This window comes from Actinomyces sp. oral taxon 448 str. F0400, from assembly GCF_000220835.1.
In the GTDB taxonomy this organism is placed as follows: domain Bacteria; phylum Actinomycetota; class Actinomycetes; order Actinomycetales; family Actinomycetaceae; genus Actinomyces.
The window spans coordinates 158,094-179,796 of record NZ_GL985606.1 but is presented as its reverse complement, the minus strand read 5'-3'; the positions used below and the strand labels follow the sequence as shown (position 1 = coordinate 179,796).

At 71.1% G+C, this 21,703-nt stretch carries 24 protein-coding genes and 1 pseudogene; 11 read left to right on the top strand and 14 right to left on the bottom strand.

Features of this window, described 5'->3' with window-relative positions; genetic code table 11:
* The coding region (locus HMPREF9062_RS13340; RefSeq protein ID WP_009409708.1) for a uroporphyrinogen decarboxylase family protein at positions 1–481 on the bottom strand (481 nt) is incomplete at its 3' end.
* 242 nt (positions 482–723) lie between these two features.
* Here HMPREF9062_RS13340 and HMPREF9062_RS00835 point away from each other — a divergent pair.
* The 5 genes and pseudogenes from HMPREF9062_RS00835 to HMPREF9062_RS00815 all read left to right on the top strand — a co-directional run.
* The gene (locus HMPREF9062_RS00835) at positions 724–2,211 is read left to right on the top strand and encodes a glutamyl-tRNA reductase (protein WP_009409706.1); all 1,488 of its coding nucleotides are present in this window, start codon (positions 724–726) and stop codon (positions 2,209–2,211) included.
* Entirely contained in the window at positions 2,208–3,698 is a 1,491-nt protein-coding gene (locus HMPREF9062_RS00830; protein WP_009409705.1) for a ferrochelatase, read from the top strand. The genes HMPREF9062_RS00835 and HMPREF9062_RS00830 overlap by 4 nt, the downstream gene beginning before the upstream one ends.
* Positions 3,695–4,501: a hydrogen peroxide-dependent heme synthase gene (gene hemQ / locus HMPREF9062_RS00825; protein WP_009409704.1), complete on the top strand. Its 807-nt coding sequence runs from the start codon at positions 3,695–3,697 to the stop codon at positions 4,499–4,501. The genes HMPREF9062_RS00830 and hemQ overlap by 4 nt, the downstream gene beginning before the upstream one ends.
* A gap of 72 nt (positions 4,502–4,573) precedes the next feature.
* Complete coding sequence (locus tag HMPREF9062_RS00820; RefSeq protein WP_009409703.1) at positions 4,574–4,858, top strand: putative quinol monooxygenase; 285 nt, start codon at positions 4,574–4,576, stop codon at positions 4,856–4,858.
* A gap of 91 nt (positions 4,859–4,949) precedes the next feature.
* A pseudogene (locus HMPREF9062_RS00815) lies at positions 4,950–5,636 on the top strand (alpha-amylase family glycosyl hydrolase); the annotation flags it as partial.
* On the opposite strand, the gene HMPREF9062_RS00810 reads toward HMPREF9062_RS00815, so the two are convergent.
* Positions 5,557–6,723 carry a GlxA family transcriptional regulator gene (locus HMPREF9062_RS00810; protein ID WP_156789922.1) on the bottom strand — a complete coding sequence of 389 codons (1,167 nt, stop codon included), beginning with the start codon at positions 6,721–6,723 and terminating at the stop codon, positions 5,557–5,559. The pseudogene HMPREF9062_RS00815 and the gene HMPREF9062_RS00810 sit on opposite strands and share 80 nt — an antisense overlap.
* 169 nt (positions 6,724–6,892) lie before the next feature.
* Here HMPREF9062_RS00810 and HMPREF9062_RS00805 point away from each other — a divergent pair, with 169 nt between their 5' ends.
* Positions 6,893–7,537, top strand: coding sequence for an isochorismatase family protein (locus HMPREF9062_RS00805; protein WP_009409700.1), 645 nt, complete (start codon positions 6,893–6,895; stop codon positions 7,535–7,537).
* 102 nt (positions 7,538–7,639) lie between these two features.
* Positions 7,640–8,152 carry a VOC family protein gene (locus tag HMPREF9062_RS00800; protein ID WP_009409699.1) on the top strand — a complete coding sequence of 171 codons (513 nt, stop codon included), beginning with the start codon at positions 7,640–7,642 and terminating at the stop codon, positions 8,150–8,152.
* A 127-nt stretch (positions 8,153–8,279) separates the two neighbouring features.
* Here the strand turns inward: HMPREF9062_RS00800 and HMPREF9062_RS00795 are convergent, their stop codons facing one another.
* The 4 genes from HMPREF9062_RS00795 to HMPREF9062_RS00780 all read right to left on the bottom strand — a co-directional run bounded on the left by HMPREF9062_RS00795 (position 8,280) and on the right by HMPREF9062_RS00780 (position 12,225).
* Entirely contained in the window at positions 8,280–8,780 is a 501-nt protein-coding gene (locus HMPREF9062_RS00795; RefSeq protein WP_009409698.1) for an NUDIX hydrolase, read from the bottom strand.
* A gap of 40 nt (positions 8,781–8,820) precedes the next feature.
* Complete coding sequence (gene feoB, locus HMPREF9062_RS00790) at positions 8,821–10,920, bottom strand: ferrous iron transporter B (protein WP_009409697.1); 2,100 nt, start codon at positions 10,918–10,920, stop codon at positions 8,821–8,823.
* Complete coding sequence (locus HMPREF9062_RS00785; RefSeq protein WP_009409696.1) at positions 10,917–11,345, bottom strand: FeoA family protein; 429 nt, start codon at positions 11,343–11,345, stop codon at positions 10,917–10,919. Before HMPREF9062_RS00785 ends, feoB begins: the two co-directional genes overlap by 4 nt.
* Before the next feature lie 343 nt (positions 11,346–11,688).
* On the bottom strand, positions 11,689–12,225 hold the full coding sequence (locus HMPREF9062_RS00780; protein WP_009409695.1) for a NifU family protein: 537 nt from the start codon (positions 12,223–12,225) through the stop codon (positions 11,689–11,691).
* A 68-nt stretch (positions 12,226–12,293) separates the two neighbouring features.
* On the opposite strand from HMPREF9062_RS00780, the gene HMPREF9062_RS13745 reads away from it, so the two are divergent.
* Positions 12,294–12,422 carry a hypothetical protein gene (locus HMPREF9062_RS13745; protein WP_291455090.1) on the top strand — a complete coding sequence of 43 codons (129 nt, stop codon included), beginning with the start codon at positions 12,294–12,296 and terminating at the stop codon, positions 12,420–12,422.
* Positions 12,423–12,714: 292 nt separating this feature from the next.
* Here HMPREF9062_RS13745 and HMPREF9062_RS00775 read toward each other — a convergent pair whose 3' ends face one another.
* The 6 genes from HMPREF9062_RS00775 to HMPREF9062_RS13740 form a co-directional block, all read right to left on the bottom strand.
* On the bottom strand, positions 12,715–13,842 hold the full coding sequence (locus HMPREF9062_RS00775) for an XRE family transcriptional regulator (protein WP_009409693.1): 1,128 nt from the start codon (positions 13,840–13,842) through the stop codon (positions 12,715–12,717).
* Positions 13,839–14,552: a hypothetical protein gene (locus HMPREF9062_RS00770; RefSeq protein WP_009409692.1), complete on the bottom strand. Its 714-nt coding sequence runs from the start codon at positions 14,550–14,552 to the stop codon at positions 13,839–13,841. The genes HMPREF9062_RS00775 and HMPREF9062_RS00770 overlap by 4 nt, the downstream gene beginning before the upstream one ends.
* Positions 14,553–14,660: 108 nt before the next feature.
* Entirely contained in the window at positions 14,661–15,428 is a 768-nt protein-coding gene (locus HMPREF9062_RS00765) for a type 1 glutamine amidotransferase (RefSeq protein ID WP_009409691.1), read from the bottom strand.
* Positions 15,425–16,831: a Mur ligase family protein gene (locus HMPREF9062_RS00760; protein WP_009409690.1), complete on the bottom strand. Its 1,407-nt coding sequence runs from the start codon at positions 16,829–16,831 to the stop codon at positions 15,425–15,427. Before HMPREF9062_RS00760 ends, HMPREF9062_RS00765 begins: the two co-directional genes overlap by 4 nt.
* A 301-nt stretch (positions 16,832–17,132) precedes the next feature.
* A complete protein-coding gene (locus tag HMPREF9062_RS00755; protein WP_009409689.1) occupies positions 17,133–17,798 on the bottom strand; it encodes an MBL fold metallo-hydrolase in 666 nt (221 codons plus the stop codon).
* A gap of 58 nt (positions 17,799–17,856) precedes the next feature.
* Positions 17,857–17,991, bottom strand: a complete 135-nt coding sequence (locus HMPREF9062_RS13740; RefSeq protein ID WP_009409688.1) for a hypothetical protein — start codon at positions 17,989–17,991, stop codon at positions 17,857–17,859.
* A 163-nt stretch (positions 17,992–18,154) separates the two neighbouring features.
* On the opposite strand from HMPREF9062_RS13740, the gene HMPREF9062_RS00750 reads away from it, so the two are divergent.
* Entirely contained in the window at positions 18,155–18,415 is a 261-nt protein-coding gene (locus HMPREF9062_RS00750; protein ID WP_216584397.1) for a type II toxin-antitoxin system Phd/YefM family antitoxin, read from the top strand.
* The gene (locus HMPREF9062_RS00745; RefSeq protein ID WP_009409686.1) at positions 18,412–18,825 is read left to right on the top strand and encodes a type II toxin-antitoxin system VapC family toxin; all 414 of its coding nucleotides are present in this window, start codon (positions 18,412–18,414) and stop codon (positions 18,823–18,825) included. The genes HMPREF9062_RS00750 and HMPREF9062_RS00745 overlap by 4 nt, the downstream gene beginning before the upstream one ends.
* Positions 18,826–18,886: 61 nt before the next feature.
* Here HMPREF9062_RS00745 and HMPREF9062_RS13335 read toward each other — a convergent pair whose 3' ends face one another.
* Positions 18,887–19,147 carry a hypothetical protein gene (locus tag HMPREF9062_RS13335; RefSeq protein ID WP_009409685.1) on the bottom strand — a complete coding sequence of 87 codons (261 nt, stop codon included), beginning with the start codon at positions 19,145–19,147 and terminating at the stop codon, positions 18,887–18,889.
* Positions 19,148–19,531: 384 nt separating this feature from the next.
* Here HMPREF9062_RS13335 and HMPREF9062_RS00735 point away from each other — a divergent pair, with 384 nt between their 5' ends.
* A complete protein-coding gene (locus HMPREF9062_RS00735) occupies positions 19,532–19,918 on the top strand; it encodes a VOC family protein (protein WP_009409683.1) in 387 nt (128 codons plus the stop codon).
* Between the two features lie 507 nt (positions 19,919–20,425).
* Here the strand turns inward: HMPREF9062_RS00735 and HMPREF9062_RS00730 are convergent.
* Positions 20,426–21,646 carry a carbamoyl-phosphate-synthetase gene (locus tag HMPREF9062_RS00730; protein ID WP_034253433.1) on the bottom strand — a complete coding sequence of 407 codons (1,221 nt, stop codon included), beginning with the start codon at positions 21,644–21,646 and terminating at the stop codon, positions 20,426–20,428.
* Positions 21,647–21,703 lie beyond the last annotated feature (57 nt).

The window sequence follows — 21,703 nt, the reverse complement described above, 5'->3', positions numbered from 1 at the left end:
CCCCTCCGGGCGCCGTGGGGGTTCCCAGCTCGGCGCAGGCGGCGCGCACGCCGGCCTCGACGGCGCGCGCCCCGGCCCCGCCGGCCTCTCCCTCGCCGTAGCGGCGGGCGGTCAGCCGGGCGACGTCCGCCGGCGTGCGCACCGGCTCGTCGAGGACGGGGCCGAGGCCCGGTTCGATCCGCACCGCCAGGCCGGCCAGCCGCAGGGGCACCATGATGTCGGAGAAGAAGACGGCGGCGTCCACCCCGTGGCGGCGCACGGGCTGGAGCGTGATCTCGGCCGCGAGCGCGGGGTCGAGGCAGACGTCGAGCATGCTCAGGCCCGCCCGGTCGCGCAGCGCGCGGTACTCCGGCAGACTCCGCCCCGCCTGCCGCATGAACCACACGGGCGTGCGTTCGGGTCGCGCTCCCGTGAGCGCGCGCAGCAGGGCGGGCGCGACGTCGGCGGCGAACTCCCCCGAATTTGGTGCGGAATCTGTCATGAAAACATCCTGAATGTGGCCAGAGGTGACGCTTCGTATTCTTCTCGGATGCTAGTCGACGCCATTCGGCCGACACGCCTCCACCGGCCGCGCTGGAGTTCTTAATGCCGGCAATAGCGCCGCGCAGAATGACAAGACGGAATGTCAGAAAACAATTGAGACGCCTCGTCCCGATAGCCGGTGTTCGTCACGCGAGCCCGGTTGGGCTTCGGGCGACGCCGGGTGCTTGACTGACTCCTGCTGTGACTCTTCATCTTCTCTCCGCCGACCATCGCACCCAGGGTCTGGAGGCCGTCGCTCGCCTCGGGACCGTCGCTGCGCATGCGGAGCCGGACTTGCGCCGTGCCGTTCCGGGACTCGACGGCGTCCTCATTCTGAGCACTTGCAACCGCGTGGCGATCGTGCTCGACGCCCCCGACGGGCGCCCGGTCGAAGCGCTGCGCGACGCCGTCGCGGCCTTCCTCGCCGAGCGCGCCGGTGCCGGCGGCCCCGTGCCCCTGAGCGCCTGGTCGGGGCACGCCGCCCATCTCGAACTCTTCGCCACCGCGGCCGGGCTGACGTCCATGGTCGTCGGCGAGCGCGAGATCGCCGGGCAGCTGCGTCGCGCCCTGACCAGCGCCACCGCCGAGGGCACGGCCACGGGCGCCATCACCCGCGCCGTCGAGCACGCCTCGGCGGCCTCGCGCCGCGTGGCCGTGCGGACCTCGTTGGCGAGCACCGGTCGCAGCGTCGTGTCCGTCGCCCTGGACCTGGCCGCCTCCCGCATGCCGCCCCTGGACGGGGCGAGCGTCCTGGTCGTGGGCACGGGCGCCTACGCCGGTGCCGCCGTCACCGCCTTGCGCGAGCGCGGGGCGAGCGACATCGGGGTCTACTCCCGCTCCGAGCGCGCCGGCCCCTTCGCCGCCGGGCACGCCGTGCGCGCCGTCGAGGAGGCCGATCTGCCCGGCCGCCTGGCCCGGGCGGACCTCATCATCACCTGCCGGGGCCTGGGCGGCCCCGTTCTGACCCGGGAACTGCTGGCCCCGGTCGTCCGCCGCCGCCGGCCCGCTCCGCCGCACGTGCGCGAGAAGGCCGGCCCACTGGTCGTGCTCGACCTCGCCCTGAGTCGTGACGTGGAGCGGGCGGTCGGCTCCCTGCCGGGCGTCGAGCTCATCGACCTGCCCGCCGTTCAGCGCGCCGTGCCCGACGTCGAGGCCTCCCAGGTCGGAGCCGCCCGCCGGATCGTCGCCCAGGAGGTCGCGTCCTTCGAACGGGCGCAGGCCGGACGCCGCATGGACCCCGTTGTACGCAGGCTGCGCAGCGGAGTGGAAGGGATCGTCGAGGAGGAGGTCGCGCGCATGCGCACCAGGGACGGCGCCGTCGACGCCGAGGAGGCCGCCCGGGCGCTGCACCATCTGGCCGCCCGCCTTCTGCATCACCCGACCGTCGCGGTGCGACGGGCCGGGGAGACCGGCCGCGAGCAGGAGTATCTGGAGGCGCTCGACCTCGTGCTCGGGCCCGAGGTCGCCGCGGGGCTGCGCGGCGACACCGAGCCGCCCGCCGTCTGCCCCGCCCGCGAGGGCGGCCGGGCGGCGCAGGATCAGCGGTCCGGCGGCGGACCGGCGGACCTGCCGAGCCTGCCGGACCCGCACGCCGTCGTGGAGGCCGGCGCTCGCAGGCCCGAGCCGGTCGCGACGTCGGAGGATCTCAAGCAGCTCGGGCTTCCCGTTCTGACAGGAGAACGCGCATGAACGACCCCCTGGATCCCCTGTCCCCCTACGACGCCGTTCTCCTGCTGTCCTACGGCGGCCCGCAGGGCCCCGACGACGTCCTGCCATTTATGCGCAACGCCACCGCTGGGCGGGGCGTGCCCGACTCGCGGCTCCTGCAGGTCTCCGGTCACTATGGCCGTTTCGGCGGAATCTCACCGATCAACGCCCGCAACGCCGAACTCCTGGAGGCCCTGCGCACTGAGCTGGCCGCCCGGGGTTCGCATCTACCGGTGGTCGTCGGCAACCGCAACTGGTTCCCTTTCGTCTCCGAGGCCCTGCGCGCCCTGGCCGACGGCGGGGCGCGCCGCGTCCTGGCGGTCACAACCTCCGCATACGGCTCTTACTCGGGATGCCGCCAGTACCGCGAGGACGTGGCCGGCGCGCTGGAGCTGCTCGCCGCTGGAGCCGACGGGACCACCGGGCGGGGCGCCGAGGCCGATGCCGCCGCCCGGGTCGGCGGCGCGGGCGGGGCGCCCGTGAGGCTCACCGTCGACAAGACCCGCCCCTTCTACAACACCGACGGCATGCTGCGGGCCAACGTCGACGCCATCGTCGAGGCGTACGAGCGGCTGCGTGAGCGCGGCATCGACCCGCGGGCCGTCAGGCTCGCGCTCGTCACTCACTCCATTCCCGAATCCATGGAGCGGGGCTCGGCCCCCCGCGACGGCCGAAGCGCCTCCCACCCCGGTCCCGCCGCCCTCGACCCCGGTGTGGCCGCCGACCTGTCGACCGAGATCTCCTACGTGGCTCAGCATCGCCGTTTCATCGACGTTCTGCTGCCCGTCCTCGCCGAGCGTCTCGGCCTGAAGGCGCCGCCCGACCACGACCTCGTGTTCTGCTCGCGCTCCGGCCCGCCCCGGTCCCGCTGGCTCGAGCCGGATATCAACGACCATCTGGAGTCCCTCGCCGCCGGCCGTCTCACGGACGGCATGCCGGTGACGGCGCCCGCCGGCGTCGTCGTGGCGCCGGTCGGCTTCGTCGCCGACCACATGGAGGTCGTCTTCGACCTCGACATCGAGGCCGCGAACACCGCCGAGCGCCTGGGGATGCCCTACGTGCGGGCGGCGACGGCCGGTACCCACCCGGCTTTCGTATCCTCCCTGGGGGATGTCCTGGCGGAGCGCGCCGCCGTGGCCCGCGGAGAGGGCGCCCGTCCGACGTCGACCACCGGCACCGGCCCCTTCCACACCGTTTGCCCGCCCGACTGCTGCCTTCCGGCGACCCGACCGCCCCGCGCCCGCGACGGCTCCGGCGGCCACGACGCTCATGCAGGCCGCGCCGGCCGGCCCGGCGCATGCGGCGCGCTCCGCACGACCGGCCCCGGGGCGAGCGGCCCGTCGGACGACCTGGAGAACCCGGTGGTCCCGGCGGACGAGACCGACGCGGTGAACTTGACGACCTCGGTCCCGCTGTCGCCCGGGAGGCCGCATACTGCTCCTATCGCCGAGGAAGGAGACCCACGATGACGAGCCACGAGAACACCCACCCCGCCGTCGACTCCGGTGAGGGCGCCCCCCACCTGCACCGCTTCGAGGAGGAAGAGCGCCGCCCCCACCACGACCCGCGCGACGCCGCCGACGTCGACCTGGACGCGGTCAACGACCGTCTCCACTACGCCCTGTACGCCGTCTACCGACTCACGTCGTCGCTGCCCGCCCTCGAGGACACCCGCCGCCGGCTCGTCGGCGAGTCGAACTACTTCGTCGACCAGTCCGAGGTCACCACCCGCGGCTGGTACGACGTCGCCGGGTTCCGAAGCGACGCCGACCTCATGATCTGGTGGCTCGACGACGACCCGGAGAAGCTTCAGGACGCGAGCCACCGGCTGCGCGCCAGCGCCCTGGGCCGCTACGTCGAGCCCGTGTGGTCCTGCATGGGCCTGCACACGCCCGCTGAATTCAACCGCCGCCACATCCCCGCCTGCTTCGGCGGCGTCGCCCCGCGGGACTGGTGCATGGTCTACCCCTTCGTGCGCAGCTACGACTGGTACCTGCTCCCCGGCGAGGAGCGCTCGCGGATCATGGCCGCGCACGGTCGCAACGGCTTCTCCGCGTACCCGGACGTCAAGGGCTCCACCCTCTCGACCTTCGGCATGAGCGACTACGAGTGGGTCCTCGCCTTCGAGGCCGACGCCCTCGACCGGCTCGAGGGCGTCATCCACCATCAGCGCTACACGGAGGCCCGCCTCCACGTGCGCATCGACACCCCCTTCTACACGGGGTGCCGGGTCAGCCCGCGCGAGTGGGCGGAGCGCCAGCCACGGGACTGAGTCGATCCTCAATAGCATGGGGTCGCGTCATGACGGTCGGAGGGCCGCCGACGGACCGGATCGAGGAGTTCCATGATCACCATCATTGCCACTTTCGCAGTTCCCGAGGCCAATCGTGAGCGCTTCGTCGAGCTCGGTCGCCGCCTGGTCGCCGGCAGCCTCGCCGAGGTCGGCAACGTCTCCTACCAGTTCGTCGTCTCCCGCGAGGACGCCGGTGCTTTCGCTTTCGTTGAGGGCTGGGCCGACGCCGCCGCCATCGATGCCCACAACGCCTCCGAGCACTTCACCACCCTCATCCCCCGGCTGGTCGAGCTCTCCGACGAGGCTCCCGTCATCACCCAGTACGAGGAGGTCTGAGACCGCTCGTCTCCTGTAGCCCCTTTTCCGCCGAGCCTGGTCCGGTTCCGCCTCGGAGCATGGGTGAGCGCGCCGGGTGACCGGTCAGAGGCGGGCCGCGCGATCCGGGGGAGAGGGGCGCGACCGCTTCCGCTTCGATGACGCGGCCGGCGGGGAGGGCGGTCCCGGCTACGCCACCTTCGAGGGGCGCGAGTCGTTGGCCGCTCTCAACCACGACTCCGCCGAGGTGCGCGACCTCGCCGTGCGGGTTCTCACCCACTGGCTCGATCGTGGCGCGAGCGCCTGGCGCCTGGACGCCGCCTACGGCATCGACCCCGCCTTCTGGGCCAGTGTCCTGCCCGCCGTACGAGAGCGCCACCCCGACGCCTGGTTCATGGGCGAGGTCATCCACGGCGACTACACCGGTTTCGTGGAGGCCTCCACCGTGGACACTGTCGCCCAGTACGAGCTGTGGAAGGCGATCTGGAGCTCGCTGGCCGACGTCAACTTCTATGAGCTCGACTGGTGCCTGGGGCGCCACAACGAGCTGCTGGAGAGCTTCATCCCGGCCACCTTCGTCGGCAACCACGACGTCACCCGTATCGCCAGCAAGGTGGGTGCTGCGAAGGCTGCGCTCGCCGTCGTTCTGCTCATGACCGTGGGTGGCGTGCCCAGCGTCTACTACGGGGACGAGCAGGGGCAGTGGTTGCACGTGAGTCTCAGCCTGGAGCCGACGCCCCGGGCCGAGGTACGAGCGCCGGACGAGGCTCCGCTCGTCGTCGAGCCGCCTGCGCAGTGACGTCCCTATCACCGGCAGGGTCGGGAGAAGCGGTGCGGAACCGGCGTCGGTAGGCCGACGGCGTCGTGCCGAGCGTTCGGGCGAAAGCCTGTCGCATAGTGACCGCGCTACCGAAGCCGCAGACCGAAGCCACCTGCTCCACCGTCAGATCCGTGCTCTCCAGGAGCCGCTGTGCCTCGCGCACCCGCTGGACGCGCACCCAGGCCGCTGGCGCGGTCCCGGTCGTCTCACGGAAGGTTCGGATGAAGGAGCGAGTGCTCATCTGCGCCGTCCTCGCCAGCCGCTCCACCGGCAACGGCTCGCTCAGGTGCTCCAGTGCCCAGGCCACCGTGCGGCCTATCGGGTCGTCGTCGGTGTACTGCGGCACCGGCCGCTCGATGTACTGGGCCTGCCCGCCCTCGCGATGCGGCGCGATGACGAGCTGGCGTGCGACCTCATTGGCGGCCCGTGCCCCCAGCTGCGCGCGCACCAGGTGGAGGCACGCGTCCAGGCCCGACGCCGCACCAGCCGAGGTCAGGACGTCACCGTGGTCGACATACAGGACCGACTCGTCCAGCGCGATCTCCGGGTGCTCGCGCGCCAGCGGCTCGAAGGCCCGCCAGTGCGTCACCGCCCGGCGCTCACCGATGAGGCCGGCCTCAGCCAGCGGGATCGCCCCCAGACACAGGCCGACGATGTTCGCGCCCCGGGCGTGCGCCGCCTTCAGCAGTGAGCACAGCTCCCTTCCCGCGGCGCGCCCGTCGGCGAACCACGCCGGTACCACGACGACGTCGGCCTTCCCCGCCAGCTCCGGACCGCCCAGGCCGCTGAGGACGTAGCCCTCCGAGGTGCGGACGGAGAGGGTGGGCAGCGAGGAGGGCAAGGATGCCGGATCCTCCCGGTGCATTGGCGGTGTGGGAGTCTCGGCGCTCACGGCGGCCTCGGGACCTGTGACGTCCTCCGTGGGCGCGGCCGCCCCGGAGGTGGTGGTGAACAACGAGACCCGCCAGTCCGCCAGCCCCAGCTGTCTCACGGTCCCGAAGACCATCTGGGGGATCGACAGGTGGAAGGTGGCGACGCCGTCGAAGGCGTAGACGGCGATGTGCATGAGACCTCCCTGAGTGAGTCCTGCCCTGCGCCGCATCGGCACGCCTGAGCGGATTGGCGTGAAACCATCGGTGAATAGCATATGTGCCACTGGTGGGTGTCGGTCCGACCGCACATCCTGGGGGTCACCACGCAACCACTGCGCCAAGGCGCACACCTTTGGAGACACCGTGACTGATCTCGATGAACTGGTCCGAACCGCCCCTCACCGGGCCCTCGTCCTGGTCGACGTGCAGAACGAGTACGCCCACCTGCCGCTGCGCATCCGCCACCCGAGCCTGAGCGACTGCCTGGAGCGGATCGAGCGGGCACTTGACGTCGCCGAGAACGCCGGCCTCCCGGTGGCCTGCGTGCAGCACGCCGGCCCGCCCGGCGGCACGATCTTCAACCCCGGCGGGAAGGGCTTCGAGCTCTGCCCGTGTATCGAGCGCCGACGGACTGCCCAGTGGAAGCGCGTCGTCAAGCGCCGCGGGTCGATCTATGCGGGAACAGACCTCGCCGCGTGGCTGCACGAGCAGGACGTTGACACCGTGACGCTCGTCGGGTTCATGGCGAACAACTGCATCCTGGCCTCAGCGGCCTGGGGCGAGACGATCGGCCTGACGACGGAGGTGCTCTCCGACGCCGTCGGCGCCATCAACCTGCGCAACTGCGCCGGAAGGGCGAATGCTCGCACGGTGCACGCCACCATGATGGCGCTGCTGCACTCCAACTGGGCGGCGGTGGCCACCACCGATGACTGGTGTCGGGCGCTCGGCCGCGACGAGCCGCTGCCGCACAGCAACCTCGTCGCCTCCGCGATGATGCCGTTATGATGTCGCCCCGCTGCGGGGCCGTCGGCAGCGGTGGTGAGTAGATGGAACCGCAACTCGGATCTGTCTTGAACCTTACGTGGCGTGAGGGATGAGGCTGCGCGCATGAGCACTTTCAACGCCTTCGAGATGAGCCCCGTCCCTGTCCCTGCTGAGGACGCCCGGCCGCCGGAGCCCTTCCACGGCATTTACGGTATGCCGATGTTCATCACCGTCCCGACGTTGGACCTGGACGCCTCGGTCGACTTCTGGACGGAGGCACTGGGCTTCTTCACCCTGTTCAGCATTCCCGGCCGACTGGTGCACCTGCGCCGCTGGGCCTTCCAGGACGTCCTCCTGGTTCCGGCCCCGCAGGAGCCCACCCCGGCCACCGGCCCCGCGATGAGCGTCAGCTTCGCCTGCGTCCTGTCCCAGATCGACGAGATCGCCAAGGCCTGCGAGCGGCTCCGACCGGGCAGCGTCACCGGCCCGCGCATCACCCCGTGGAACTCACGGGAGGTCGAGGTCGCCACCCCCGAGGGTGTGCGCGTCGTCCTCACCGCCGCCAGGCCCCTGGACCCCGGCAGCGAGCAGGCCGAGGGCCTCCGGCGCGTCGGCATCGAGGTGCCCGAGGCTTGACCACCGCCTTACCTCCGTCGCGGCCGGGGGATATTTTTCCGCCGGTGGGTGCCGTCTGCGCGTGCGGGGACAGGGTACCGGCTCCCGCACGCTTGGAATGGCCCTGGCCGGAGGAAGGAGGGCGCTGTCAGAACGCGGGGCGGAAGCGGGCTCCCGGTACCGGGTCGGCCAGCCAGGACAGGCCCGCTCTGATTCGGGCGGCGCTGGAGTCCGACAGGGGCTCGGGGAGCGAGTCGGGGCGGAACCAGCCCACGTGCGTGGACTCGTCGTCGGCCACGTGGGCGCGCGCCGTCGTGCCCGGGCGGGGGCGTCCCACGAAGTTGATGTCCATGAAGACGCAGTTGTCGCCGTTGGGGAAGGAGATCGGTTGACCGGCCTCCACACCGATGAGGGCCAGGATCTCGACGTCTACGCCGGTCTCCTCCAGGCACTCGCGCCGGATCGCCGTCGCGGGCTGCTCGCCGGGCTCGGGGATGCCGGAGACCACGGCCCACTGCCCGTTGTCAGCCCGCCGCCCCAGCAGGAGACGGCCGGCGTCGTCGACGACGATGATGCTCACGCCGGGAAGCCACAGCTGCTCGTGGCCGATCTTCTGCCGCAGGGACACGATGAACTCGGGAGTCGCCATGCGTCGAGCCTAGACGGTCGGCTTCGCCGTCCTCGCCCGCCTACACGAGCATGGCGACGATGAACCGCGTGAGTGTGGCCATCACCCAGGCGGTGACGAGCATGTAGGTATAGGCGATGGCCGGCCATTTCCAGGTGCCGGTCTCGCGGCGCATCGCGCCGGCCGTGGCCATGCACTGGAGGGCGTAGACGAAGAACACGAGGATTGCCGCGATCGTGGCGGGGTTGAACAGCTTGTCGCCGGCCTTGTTGGTCAGCGTGTCCTGCTGGTAGGTCATGGTGGCCAGGTGGGCGCTGGGTTCCTCGGGGTCCTCGGCGGCTGCGATCTGGCCGAGCGTGGCCACGAAGGTCTCGCGTGCGGCCAGTGAGGAGAGCACCGCGACGTTGATGCGCCAGTCGAAGCCGAGTGGCTCGAGGACCGGCTGGACCGCTTTGCCTCCCTTGGCGGCCCAGGAGTTGTCCATCGTGTAGGAGGTCTTCTGGGCCTCCAGCAGCTTGTCCAGCTCCTCGGGGTCGGTGACGGTCTCGTCGTCGTCGCCCTTGACGGTGGACGACGACGGCTCCTCCACCGCTGCTGCTACGGATGCGCACTCGGCGTTGGCGGCGCAGTGGGCGCTGAACTGCTCCTCGGAGCGCATGGGGACGTTGAGCAGCACCCACAGGATGATGGTGGTCAGGGTGATGATCGTGCCGGCTTTCTTCACGAAGCCCTTGCAGGCGTCCCACACCATGAGCGCGACGGCGCGTGGCCGCGGCAGCCGGTAGGGCGGCATCTCCATGTAGAAGGGCAGGAGCACCCCGCCGCGGTCGGTGAGGCGCTTGACCACCCAGGCGGCCGCCATCGCGGAGACCGCGCCCAGCAGGTAGAGCGCGAACATGACGGTGCCGCGCGCTCCCAGGGGCCCGATCCTGGCGTCGCCGGGCACCATGATGGAGGTGAGCAGGACGTAGACGGGCAGGCGCGCCGAGCAGGTCATGAGCGGGGCGGCCAGCATCGTGGCCACCCGGTCCTTGGCACTGGGAAGCGTGCGGGTGGCCATGATCCCGGGGATCGCGCAGGCCAACGAGGACAGTAGCGCCACGAAGGCCCGCCCCTCCAGCCCGGCCCGGCTCATGATCTTGTCCATGAGGAAGGCCGCTCGCGACATGTACCCCACGCCCTCCAGGACGGCGATGATGAGGAACATGGTGATGATCTGGGGGATGAAGGTGAGCACCGAGCCCACGCCCCCGATGAGGCCGTCGCCCAGGAGCCCGGCCAGCAGGGGGTGGGAGTCGTCGAGCCAGCCGTGCACCACGGTCCCCAGCGCTCCGAAGCCGTCCTCGATGGCCCCTTTGAAGGGCTCGGCCCAGGAGAAGATGGCCTGGAAGAAGACGTACATGATGGCGAAGAACACCAGGGACCCCAGGACCGGGTGGAGCAGTACCCGGTCGACGGCGGCCGTGGCGCGGTCCTGCTGGGGCGCCTCGTAGTCGGCGGCGGTCAGGATCGAGTCGGCCCAGGAGGCGACCTCACCGGGGTCGGTGGGCGGCGGCAGCGGCGGGCGCTGCCAGTCGGCGACCTCGGTGAGACGCCTGCGCAGATCGGGCATGCCGATGCCCCGGTTGCCGACCACTCGTACGGCCGGAATCCCCAGGGCCCGGCCCAGGGCCTCGACGTCGAGTCTCCCGGTGCGGCGGCTGAGTTCATCGGTCATGGTGACCACCAGGCAGGTGGGCAGGTCCAGGGCGAGGGCCTCGGCCACGAAGTTCAACCCCCGCCGCAGCGTCGTGGCATCGACGACGACCACTAGGGCGTCGGGGACGGAGACGGCCTGCGAGGCGTCGGTGAGGACGTCACGCACCACCTGCTCGTCGGGACTGATCGGGTCCAGGGAGTAGGCGCCCGGCAGGTCCTCGATCGTCAGGTCGGTCCCGCTGATCCGGCAGGTCCCCAGTGACCGGGCGACGGTGACGCCGGGATAGTTGCCGGTCTTGGCGCGCAGGCCCGTCAGGGCGTTGTAGATCGAGGTCTTGCCGGCGTTGGGGGCACCCGCCAGGGCGATGCGTCGGGCCCCGGCCACCAGCGTCTTGGAGTTGGAGGAACCGCAGTGGCAGTCCGGGGCGCCGGGGACCTCATGGGCGGCGCAGTGGTCGCTCATAGGCGCTGCTCCTCTCCCAGGATTCCGGCGACCGGCTCGGTGGAGGGCACCGTCTTTCCCGTCTCCGCCTCGGCCGCGGGGGCGGACTCCGCCGCGGCCTCGACGTCCTTGTCGGCCTTGGTGATGGTCTCGACCCGGACGATGCGGGCCTCGTGGTGGCGCAGGCACAGCTCGTAGTCGGCCACACGGTAGACGACCGGGTCGCCCAGTGGGGCGCGGCGCAACGGGGTGACGACCCTGCCGGGGACGAAGCCCAGGTTGCTCAGCCGCCTGATGATGGGGCCGCTGGCCGTGTCCTTCACAAGGCCGACCACGCGACTCGTGGTGCCCACGCGCAGGTCGGAGAGGAATCTTTCCGCCGGAGGCGGGCTGCTCGCGGTGCCGGTGGAGGTCGATGTGCTGTGCTGTGAGACTGCTGTCGCCATGATGTCCTCGGATATCGTCGGAGTTCCTCAGAGTCCTGTTCTGTCCTCGGTCTCGATGCGGACGATGCGCATCGTCCACAGCAGTTTAAGGTGAGGCTTCTCTATCGTCAGGCGATCGTGGTCTCTCTGACACGGCTCAGGTCGATCTTGCGTCGCTCGCCGTCGCTCTGGTCGCCCCTGCCCTGACCACGGCGCACAGCGAGCCCCACAGCCTTGAACCCGGTGAACGTCGCGAAGCCCAGCAGACAACGGTGGGGCTGCGCGACCTCCGCCCGGCTCGGCGATGGACAGGCGGCTCGGCGAAGGAGGGGCGGGCCCGGCGCGGCGACGAGGCCGATGCCCCCTACCCCTCGACCCGGCGGACCTCGACCAGCCAGGGGCAGCGGCGCCGCAGCAGGTGCTCGAAGCGCGCGTGCATCGTGATCTCGGCGGCCGGGCAGTCGTCGCAGGCGCCCTCCATGGAGATCTCGACGACGCCGTCGCGCACCGAGCGCACCATCAGCGAGCCGCCGTGGCTGTTGACGAAGGATCCCAGTGAGCCGCTCGCGATCTGCCGGGCGGCGGACTCCAGGGCGTCGTCGGGCCCGGAGGCGTGGGCCGCCTGGCCGCCCTCCCAGGAGCCCGGGGCGCCCAGGGCGTCCACCAGCGCACTGCGCACCCGGGCCCCCTCCTGGCGCCAGCTGCGGCCGGGCCCCAGAAGAGTGAGCACCGCGCCGCCGTCGACCCGCACGGAGCTCAGGGTGCCGTCGTCGATGAGGGCCTGAAGCAGAGCCGGTGCGCGGGCCACCTCCCCGGTGAAGGGCAGCAGGCCGTCGGGGACGACCCACCGCAGCACGTCGGGGTCCGGCGTGGTCACCGGGTGCGTGGGAACGACGGGCACGGCTGCCCCACCTCCCCTGAACGTCCTGTCGCGTGTCCGGTCATCGTCACAATCATATGAACACGGTGATGAGCGCGTGGGGCGCCGCCGTGACCCAGGTGGTGACGAGCATGCAGGTGCAGGCGATGGCCGGCTATTTCCGGGTGGCGGTGTCGCAGTGCATCGCTGCGGCCGTGGCCATGCACGGGAGGGCGTAGGCGAAGAGCACGAGGATCGCGACGACGGTGGACGGATTGAACAGCCGCACAAAGGGCCGAGCCCATCCTCTGGCCAGGGCCCCTGGGAGGGCTCCCGTCGCCGCCCGTGGTCGCCACCGCCCAGTGGGGCCACTGGGCGGTCACCACCCGCCCCCACTCCGGAATTCGGGAGTCGCCATGCGTCGAGCCTAGAGGAGAGAGGCCTCGACGGGGGATGGTCCCGGCATGTTGCCGGGTCCTCCGGGAGGACCGGGGTGAGTACGGAATGGCGAGCACGCGGGCCGGCGCCCGCCTATGTCACAACCCGGAGGCTCGGCCGGGCCGGTGGAAAAGCGCCACCGCCGGAGACATCCTGCGGGGAGGCGGCGTCGGCGTCGGGCGCTGCGCGCAGAGCCTGCCCGAACATGAAGTCCGCGACGTCGTCGGGCCGCAGACCGATGCCTTTCGCCCAGTCGGCCACCGCGACCCCCTCGGCCCTCAGGCGCTCCAGCACCGTGCTGAAGACCCGCGACTTCTCATAGGGCAGAGCGCTCCCCGGCTCGCCCGTGTGGAATCCTCGTGACGTGAGCGTCGCCACCAGCTGGCGATGGCCCCACTCCGACAGGAGGCCGGCGTCGCGGATCGAGCGCGCGGCCGCCATGGCCGAGGCCCCGTAGGCGCTCTTGATCCTCATGAGGTCCTCGATGGAGGGCGCGCCGCGGACGCGGGCGCGCAGGGCCTCGGTGGGCAGGAGGAGCTCGGCGGCGAAGACATCGGCCTCGCGCTCGATCTCCCGGTCGGTGGTCTCCCCGGTTCCAGTGACGTCGCAGTGGAGCACCAGGTGACCGATCTCGTGAGCCAGGTCGAAGCGCGAGCGCTCCGCCGTCTTGATCCGGGACAGGAAGACGAAAGGGCGTCCGTCGGGCGCCCAGAAGCTGAAGGCATCGACCGCGGCGTCCGCCAGCGGGATGCCGAGGACCCGGATACCGTGGGCCTCGGCCAGCTGGACCAGGTTGGGAGCGGGTCCCATCCCCATTCTCCAGGCCAGGCGCAGGGCCCGCGTGGCCTGTCGGGGAGAGTCGCCCGGCTCCGCCTCGGGCATGCTGAGCGCAGGAGTTCTGAAGCGCCGGCGAATGGAGTCGTAGAACCCGATGCCAAGAGATCCGAAGGCCGCTGATCGGTGCAGGAGGGCGGAGGGCGAGCGTCGTCGTGCCCGGAAGAAGATTCGATCCTCCTCGAGCAGGTCGATCGCTCCACCGGAGAAGAACTCGGCCGGCATTCCTGTCGCGCCGGCGATGTCGCTCAACCGTGATGAGGGGGCCCCTCTGGACTCCCAGGTCGTCACCGTACGCGGAGCGACCCCCGCCGCTCGGGCCAGAGCGGTCTTGGGCAGGCCCGCTCGTTGTCTCGCCAGGATGATTCGCGAGGGCTCCAGGGTCATGAGATGGCGGTGATCTCGAAGTCCACGTCCTGCGCGGGTGGCGACGGCACGTCGTCGTTGCTGCGCAGATCATCGTGGCTCGACAGGTCTTGCGCGGGCAGAATGATGCGGGTCTTCCACCGGGTGACGACACCGTCCTCGCAGGCGATCGGCAGCGACAGCTCAAGACGCAGTTCATCGGCCCTGCGGTCCCAGAAGTAGAGCAGCATCCACGTGCGCAAGCCGTTGAATCGAGTGCCGTCGTCGCCCAGGTCGCCTAGGGCGAGGTCGAGGCAGGGCTGGGTGAATCCGGGAGCGCTGCTGCCCTCCCCATTGTTCTTGACCTCGGCGTCGAACGTCGACCCCTTCCGACGAGCGCGGGCATTGCTCGGATCGGAACTCGCGCATGCGGTGTTCTCGTCGCCACCGATCGCCGCGATGGCCATCGTGCCGTCCGGGTTGACTGACCGCGGGGCGTTGACGGTGTCGGGGGATCGCCACCCCCGTTCGTCGAGCAGGGTGCGCAGCGAGCCCACGATCTTCGCCCAGATGGAGAACCCCAGGGCGATGTTCGGTTCGAAGGACGAGTGCTGATTGACGGCGGTCCGCAGCCCTTCGACGCACGCGCGGGACAAGGGAGCGACTGCCAGTCCCATCCCGCTGAGCTCCTGCTCGGCGTCCGGGCCGGCGAGCACCTCTGCGTGCGGTTGGTGTGCGATGGATTCGGACATGGACGGCCTCCACGAGCCTCGAACGAGTGGGCAGAACCGGAAGCTACCACGAATGAGTGCGCGGAACCGGAAGCTCGCCGGGCACGGCACCGCTGAGCCGAGGCGATCTCAGCGCGGCCGGCTCGCGGCGACCCTACGAGCCCTCTCGGCCCAGACGTCGGCCCGCTCGTCCACCCCGTCTGCCTCCCACGTCCCGCCGGCGCGCTCGACGGCGCGGGCCAGGAGCCAGTCGGCCACGGCCGGGTTCTTGGGCAGCAGGGAGCCGTGCAGGTAGGTGCCGATGATGTTGTGGACGCGCGCGCCCTCGGTGCGGTCCCTGCCGTTATTGCCGTCGCCCATGGTCACCCGCCCGAAGGGGCGCGCTTCGGGACCGAGAGTGGTCAGCCCCGAGTGGTTCTCGTAGCCCACGATCCTGCCGAAATCCTTCGACTCCAGGGTGATGTTCCCGATCAAGCGCCCGCTGCCGGCCACGGTCTCGGCGTCGAAGATCGAGATGCCGGGGATCTGCCCGCCGGTGCCGGTGACGAAGTGGCGCCCGAAGAGCTGGTAGAGCCCGCAGATGACGAGCATGGGCATGCCGTCGCGGGCCCACGCGCGCAGCTGCGGGCCGCGGGCGGTCAGGTCCTCCTTGATGCGCTCCTGTCCGGAGTCCTGGCCGCCGCCGCCCACGAGGAGGTCGACGTCCTCCGGGAGCTCGTCGCCGGGGTCGTAGGACAGCAGGTCGACGTCGTAGCCCGCCCACTGCGCGCGGCGCGCCAGGACCAGGGCGTTGCCCCAGTCGCCGTAGATGTTCATGTCTCGCGGGTAGAGCTGCAGCAGGCGCAGGCGCCCGCGGGCGGCGCCCTCGGTGGTGTGCGGGTAGGTCGGCTCGCTCATGTCAGGGCCTCCTCGACGTCGGTGAGCTCGGCCAGGTGGGCGCGCAGGGCGAGCATGGCGGTGTAGGTGGTGAAGATGCGCATGGGGCGGCCCGCCCCGTCATCGGCCTTCCCGGCGGCCTCGCGCAGGAGCGCCACGGCCCTGGTCAGGTCGGGCTCGACCGTTCCCACGGGCACCTCGTCGTATCGCAGCCGCAGCGCCATGTCCCAGGCGCGCACCCCGGTGACCACGGCGACCCCCTCGGCGCGCAGGCCCGCGAACTCGACGTCCCACAGCCAGGACATGTCGCGGCCGTCGGCGTACTCGTCGTTGATGGCGATCATGACCGACTCGGGGCCGCCGGAGCGCACGGCCTCGGCGGCGGTGAGCAGTCCCATGCGGAAGCCCGCGGGGTTCTTCACGAGCGAGAGCTGCACGTCGCGGCCGTCCAGGGCGAGGACCTCACCGCGCCCGAAGGCCGCCTGGACGCGGGCGAGGGTCGTCAGCAGCCCCGGCAGGTCCGCTCTGTCGCCCAGCGCCTCCAGGGCGACGGCCAGGGCCGCGCAGGCGTTGAGCTGGTTGTGGATGCCGGGGATGGTGAAGGTCACGTCGTGGTCGGTTCCGTCCACGCGCACGACGGCGTCCCGGCCACGCAGGGATTCCAGGCTCACACGCGGGGCGAGGGCCGCCGGGGCCTGCGGGACGGGGGCGCCCTCCTCGCCGGCCTCCTTGGCCGCTCCGCTCGCCCGCGGCTCCTGGGCCCGGGCCCCGGTGCGCAGGTCGTCGTCGGAGACGAACAGAGCGCGCAGGGCCTCGCCGGCGCCGAAGGCGGCGACGCGGGCCCTCAGATCGCCGATGAAGGAGGCGGCGCCCAGGCGCGGGTCGTCGGCGTTGACGACGACGGAGCCGGTCGTGGCCAGGGCGACCTTGTGCAGCAGGGAGGCGGTGTAGTCGATCTCGCCGAAGCGGTCGAGCTGGTCGCGCATGACGTTGAGCAACAGGGCGTGGCGGGGTTTGACGAGTCGGACGAAGCGCACCGCGTGGGCCTCGTCCAGCTCCAGGACGGCGACGTCGTGATGCACACGGCCGCCCGCGTCCACCTCGGTGAGCAGGGAGGCGAGCACCCCGCGCACGAAGTTCGACCCGGAGCGGTTGGTCAGCACCGTTAGACCCTGCTCGCGCAGGAGCTGAACGACCATCTTGGTCGTCGTCGTCTTGCCGTTGGTGCCCGAGACGACGATCACGCCCATGGGCAGCTGGCCCAGGGTGCGGGCCAGAAAGCCGGGATCGGTCTTCTCGACGACCAGGCCCGGCAGCGCGGTCCCGCCCGAGCCGCCGCCGCGCAGACGGGAGACCAGACGGGCCGTGCGGCCCAGAGCCACGGTGATGCGCGAGCGCAGGGACGCTGCGGGGGAGAGGTCCATGGGTGCGGCTCCTGCGGGTCGAGGACTGGGCGGCGCCAGTCTAGGGCCACCGGGACGCGATGGCGCCCGGGGCGCCCACGTCGGCGGCGGATCAGCCTGCATCGCGCGGCTCCACCCCAGGAGATCCTCATCGGCGAGGCACGTCGTGACCGACGACGACTTCCCCACCTGGTGGGAGAAGAGCGATCGGCTCGAGGAGCCGGACTGCGATCCGGTGGACATGACCCCCGGCCCGAGGCCCCTCTACCGCGGGCTGCGCCGTTGCCTCCCGCCCCTGAACGGCCCCGACGCGCGATGGTTCTCAGCCCCGGGGGATGTCGATCGACTCGCCGTCGGCGAGCATGGTGGCCCCGGTCGCGCCCTCGTTCCGCAGCGCGTCGATCACGTGGCGGGCGACCGAGAGCCCGTCCGCGTTGAGCAGGCCGTCGTGGACACCGACGACGAGCTCGGGGCGCACGTCGCGCACGTAGCGGATCAGGTCGGTGGCGCGCAGCCAGGGCGCGTCAGCGGGCGTGACCAGGGTGGTGAGACGGCCCGGCGGGACCGGGTGCTCATCGCCGGTGACGAACAGCCGCTGGTCGATCAGGTAGGCGCGATTCTCCGGACCCGGGAGAGCCGGGTGCAGCTCGGCGTGACGCTCGCCGGCCACCTGGACGGGCAGGGAGCCGATGCGCAGCGTCGTGCCCGGAACCGCCTCGTGCAGGCCGCCGTCCTCGATCCCGTCGGGAACGCCGATGTCCCCGAGCGCGTCCCCCGGCGCCCAGACGGGGATTCCGCGACGCAGCGCCTCCGCGACGAGGTCCGGGTCGAGGTGGTCGACGTGCCGGTGGGTGATGAGCACGGCGTCGACTCCGTCCAGGCCCGGGCGGGGCCCGAACTTCCCGGGATCGAGCAGGATCCTCGTGCTCCCGTCGTCGATCGTCAGGCAGGCGTGGTGGATCTTCGTCATTCGGATCGGGACCGGCATGACGACAGGCTACCGCGCCGCCGCCGGAGCGGGGCCCGGCCGGGAGCGGAGGCCGCGCTCAGGACAGCCGGGCGATGGAGCGCGGCGTGATCGCGTAGGCGTCGACGGCGCCGTCCGCCAGAGCTGAACGGCGCTCGCGGTTCCGCGCTCTCCAGTCCTTCCCGGAGCCTCCGCGGCCCTCAGGGCCCGCCACGCCGAGGCCGCCTCGGTGCGCGTTCGGGCCCGACGGACGCCTCTGCCCGCGGTGACCCTGCAGTTCGAGCAGGCCGAGGCTGGAGTCGATCGCTTCGAAGTGGTGCGGCGCGGGAGCGTCACTCCGAGGACTCGTGTGCTACGGTTGCGACGAGGTGATGGCCGTGTCGACCACGATTACGCATCGCGAGTTGCGCAATAGCAGTGCGTCGATCCTTCGTCGTGTTCAAGCAGGGGAGACCTTCGAAGTCACCAACAACGGGGAGCCGGTGGCTTTGCTCTCTCCCATGGGCGGCGAGCGTCTTGCTCTTCTCAGGCGGCGCGGGGCCGTCACTCCGAGGGCCCGTGTGGACTTCGCCCGGTTGAAGCGCGCAACCGGCATCGCATCTCGGGATGCGCTGGATGATCTGCGCGGCGAACGGTGACGATCTACTACCTGGATACGTCCGCGGCGCTCAAGCTCCTCATCGAGGAGGATGAGTCGGAGCCGTTGGCACAATGGCTCAATCAAACCGTGTCGCACAGTCCTGACAGTGCGGGCGATATCGCCCTGTGCTCGTCCTTTCTTCTCTCCACGGAACTCCACTGCGCCGCCAGGCGCCGTCGCGAACTGGACGAGGAGGCGGTCGCGACGCTGCTGTCGGGGGTCGAGCTCGTGGACGTCTCCAGGGAGCATCTGCTGAATGCCGCCGGAGACTCGGCGGGGCTGCGCTCCGCAGACGCCATTCATTTGACGGTCGCCCTGGACATCCGCTCCGATGCCCTTCTCACGTACGACCGTGAGATGCGGATCGCCGCGCGTCGCCGTGGGCTGGGGGTGGTCGCGCCGGCCTGATCGCGGACCCTGCGGGGGAGCCGCGAGGTCCTCGCTCCGATTCACCGGGACCCGCCCAGCCTCATCCCCGCCCTGGCCGCCGTCTCCCCGCCCTGGCCGCCGTCGGCGCCGTACGGCTCATGAGCAGCGTGGGACCCGCCGTGTAGCCGGGCGTGGCGATGCCGATGCCCATGCCGATCATCGTCACCGAGATGACGATGAGCACGAGTCCGCCGTCAACCGCGAGCAGGGCGAAGCCCATGGCCCCCAGGCAGGTGCCGACGCGCAGCAGGGTGGGGGGTGCCCACCTCGAGCGCGGCACGATGACGCTCTGGGCGAGCACCAGCCCGATGCCGGCCGCCAGCAGCGCCCCGCCGGTGACGAGGCCGTCATGTCCGCGTCCAGAGCGAGGAGGTCGTGTACGAGGAAGCCGGTGACGACTCTGATGATCCCCAGTGCGGTGAGCATGCCGAACCCCGCGACGAGGAAGTGCCAGGCCGGGCCGAAGGGGTTCATGTACGCGGGCTCGGCGGCCGGCTCGGTCCGAGTCTCTCGGCGCAGGGCGACCATGACCACCGGCAGGCCCGCGAGCAGCTCCCGCGTGGTCGAGGCGTGAGCGTCGCCCGGGCCGAGCGTCTGCGTGCCCCGCACGGTGTCGCCGACCGCTGTTAGCGTCGGCTTTGTTCTTCGGGGCGCCGCCCCGGCCGTCGTGAGATAAGGACTGGCTATGCCGGACTTCTGCCCGAACAGCATCATCCTCTACGTCGCCGACGTCGAACTCAGCACCGCCTTCTACTCCAGGATCCTCGGACGCGGGCCGCAGGAGACCTTTGAGGGGTTCGCCGTCTTCGCCTTGTCGCGGGCCGTGACCCTCTGTCTGCAGGAGGCGGCGGCGATTGAGCCTGCGGCCGAGCCTCACGTGGGTGGCAGCGAGCTGTCGCTGAGCGATGTCGGTCGCGATGATGTCGACCGCATCTATGCCCGGTGGCGGGAGCTGGGCGTGCCCATGATGCTGGAGCCGACCGAGCTCGATTTCGGCTACACCTTCGTTGCCGTCGATCCTGATGGCCATCGCCTGCGCGTGTGCGCGACTGACACCTCGGGCCTGAGCTGATCGTCCTGCTCGGCGTTCTTCACTTCGCGCATCGCCTCGTGGATGTGCGTGTCCGACGATCTCAGTCCATAGGTTCAGCGTCCGGCTGCTCAGTGCTGTGAGCGTGTCACGGACTTCGAGAGGCAGTCGGCGGGGATCCGGGTCTGATTCTCCGAGCGGCCTTCGACCGGTTCGTAGTGGCGATGACTGATTCAGCCAGGCAGGGGACCAGGGGTTCGTGGGCCTCGGTCCGGGTTGCGACCGGGCGGAGGGCCGTCCAGTTTCCAAGGTTGCCGTGGCAGAGCGAATCGTCCCGGAAAGGCATGCTTGTGTGTGGTGCTCTTGGGCGCCGGTGGCGGCGGTACTAGCGGTACTGGTGGTCCGTCGCACGTTGCCGTGGGCCTTCGCGGGCGCTGTCATGGCGGCCTCGTGACGGACGCGGTCGACGCGGTCTACGTGGGTGTCCTGCTATTTCGGATCGTGATCGATGACGGGATGCGGGGCTCGGCTTGGAGCGGGTGCCGGTGCTCAGGCCAGCCGGGCGATGGTGCGCGGCGTGATGGCGTAGGCGTCGACGGCGCCGCCCGCCAGAGCCGTGACGGCGCCGGGCCGCACGAGGACGGTGCCGACGCCGGCCAGGGCAGCGACCGCACTGGGCGGGTCCCGCAGGACGGGGGTCAGGACCTCGCGACTACCTTGAAGGGGCGGACGAGCGGTCAGGGCCCGCTTGAGCGCGCCGGCGACCGCTCGGCGGGTCCCCTGGGCCTCGGCCGCGCCCAGAGCGAGCGCCATGGTCGAGCGTGTGCGCGCTCCGGCCCTGGCGATGAGCGGACGCCGGGGCAGTGGACGACCGGTGGCCAGGGCGATGGAGAGCGCCGGCAGGTCGACACCCGCCGCAGCGGCGTTGGCGGGCTCGGTGGTGCGGGGATTGCACTCGATGAACAGGTTACGTCCAGCGTCGTCGCGGAAGTAGTCGCACGTGAGACCGCCGTGCCAGCCCAGCTCCGCCCCCAGACGCGTGACGACTCCGACCGCATCCGGGTCTGATACCGATAGGCGGGCCGCCGCGGAGCCGCCCGCACCGGTCCCGATGCGCTGGGAGCAGGCGGCCGCGACCAGCCGGCCGCCTTCGAAGAGCCCGGCAACCTGCCGGTAGGCCCCCGCGGCCGGAGCCTGCACCATGACGCCCGCCCCCTCGGCCCCGGCGTGAGCGAGACCCCGCCACGCCGAGACCGCCTCTGCACGCGTTCGGGCTCGACGCACACCGCGTCCAGCGGTCGAGTGGGCGGCCTTGACCCACACCGGATATTCGATACGGTCCAGGTCCTCCTCCTCGCGCACCTCGCTCCAGGTCGGCTGGGGGATGGCGAGCTGATCGCACAGGGAAGCGAAGGCGATCTTCGACTGCACCCGTGCGAAGGCCTCTGCGCTGGCGACGGCCAGGCGCCCGGTGGCGTGCGGCAGGTGCCGTTGTCCTGCCGCGAGTAGCCACGCCTGCTCATGGGTGGCCAGCAGTGCCTCGTAGCGCCCGGTGGCCAGCAGGGCGTCGAGAGCGCGCAGGTAGCCGACAGGGTCGGTCCCGGCAGGTGGCAGGCGGTGCACGGCTCGACACCATCTGCTGAACGACGCCAGCGGGAATCGGCTCGGGGAGGCGACCTCCACCTCGAATCCGCGGATGCCCAGGACGGTAACGAACTCGCGGGCCGTCAGACTCGACCCCTCTGTCAGCAGCACGCGCTCTCGGCCCACGGACAGAGCTTAATGGAATCTCCTCGGCTCATTTAGGCGGCGGATAGTGGCCGACCC

Coding starts and splice junctions, on each gene's coding strand:
- HMPREF9062_RS00770 (WP_009409692.1), bottom strand. CDS start 14,552: ATGTCCGAATCCATCGCACACCAACCGCACGCAGAGGTGCTCGCCGGC.
- HMPREF9062_RS00795 (WP_009409698.1), bottom strand. CDS start 8,780: ATGGCGACTCCCGAGTTCATCGTGTCCCTGCGGCAGAAGATCGGCCAC.
- HMPREF9062_RS00800 (WP_009409699.1), top strand. CDS start 7,640: ATGAGCACTTTCAACGCCTTCGAGATGAGCCCCGTCCCTGTCCCTGCT.
- HMPREF9062_RS00820 (WP_009409703.1), top strand. CDS start 4,574: ATGATCACCATCATTGCCACTTTCGCAGTTCCCGAGGCCAATCGTGAG.
- HMPREF9062_RS00755 (WP_009409689.1), bottom strand. CDS start 17,798: ATGCCGGTCCCGATCCGAATGACGAAGATCCACCACGCCTGCCTGACG.
- feoB (WP_009409697.1), bottom strand. CDS start 10,920: ATGAGCGACCACTGCGCCGCCCATGAGGTCCCCGGCGCCCCGGACTGC.
- hemQ (WP_009409704.1), top strand. CDS start 3,695: ATGACGAGCCACGAGAACACCCACCCCGCCGTCGACTCCGGTGAGGGC.
- HMPREF9062_RS00775 (WP_009409693.1), bottom strand. CDS start 13,842: ATGACCCTGGAGCCCTCGCGAATCATCCTGGCGAGACAACGAGCGGGC.
- HMPREF9062_RS00830 (WP_009409705.1), top strand. CDS start 2,208: ATGAACGACCCCCTGGATCCCCTGTCCCCCTACGACGCCGTTCTCCTG.
- HMPREF9062_RS00810 (WP_156789922.1), bottom strand. CDS start 6,723: ATGCACATCGCCGTCTACGCCTTCGACGGCGTCGCCACCTTCCACCTG.
- HMPREF9062_RS00735 (WP_009409683.1), top strand. CDS start 19,532: ATGCCGGACTTCTGCCCGAACAGCATCATCCTCTACGTCGCCGACGTC.
- HMPREF9062_RS00760 (WP_009409690.1), bottom strand. CDS start 16,831: ATGGACCTCTCCCCCGCAGCGTCCCTGCGCTCGCGCATCACCGTGGCT.
- HMPREF9062_RS00765 (WP_009409691.1), bottom strand. CDS start 15,428: ATGAGCGAGCCGACCTACCCGCACACCACCGAGGGCGCCGCCCGCGGG.
- HMPREF9062_RS13745 (WP_291455090.1), top strand. CDS start 12,294: ATGAGCGCGTGGGGCGCCGCCGTGACCCAGGTGGTGACGAGCATGCAG.
- HMPREF9062_RS00785 (WP_009409696.1), bottom strand. CDS start 11,345: ATGGCGACAGCAGTCTCACAGCACAGCACATCGACCTCCACCGGCACC.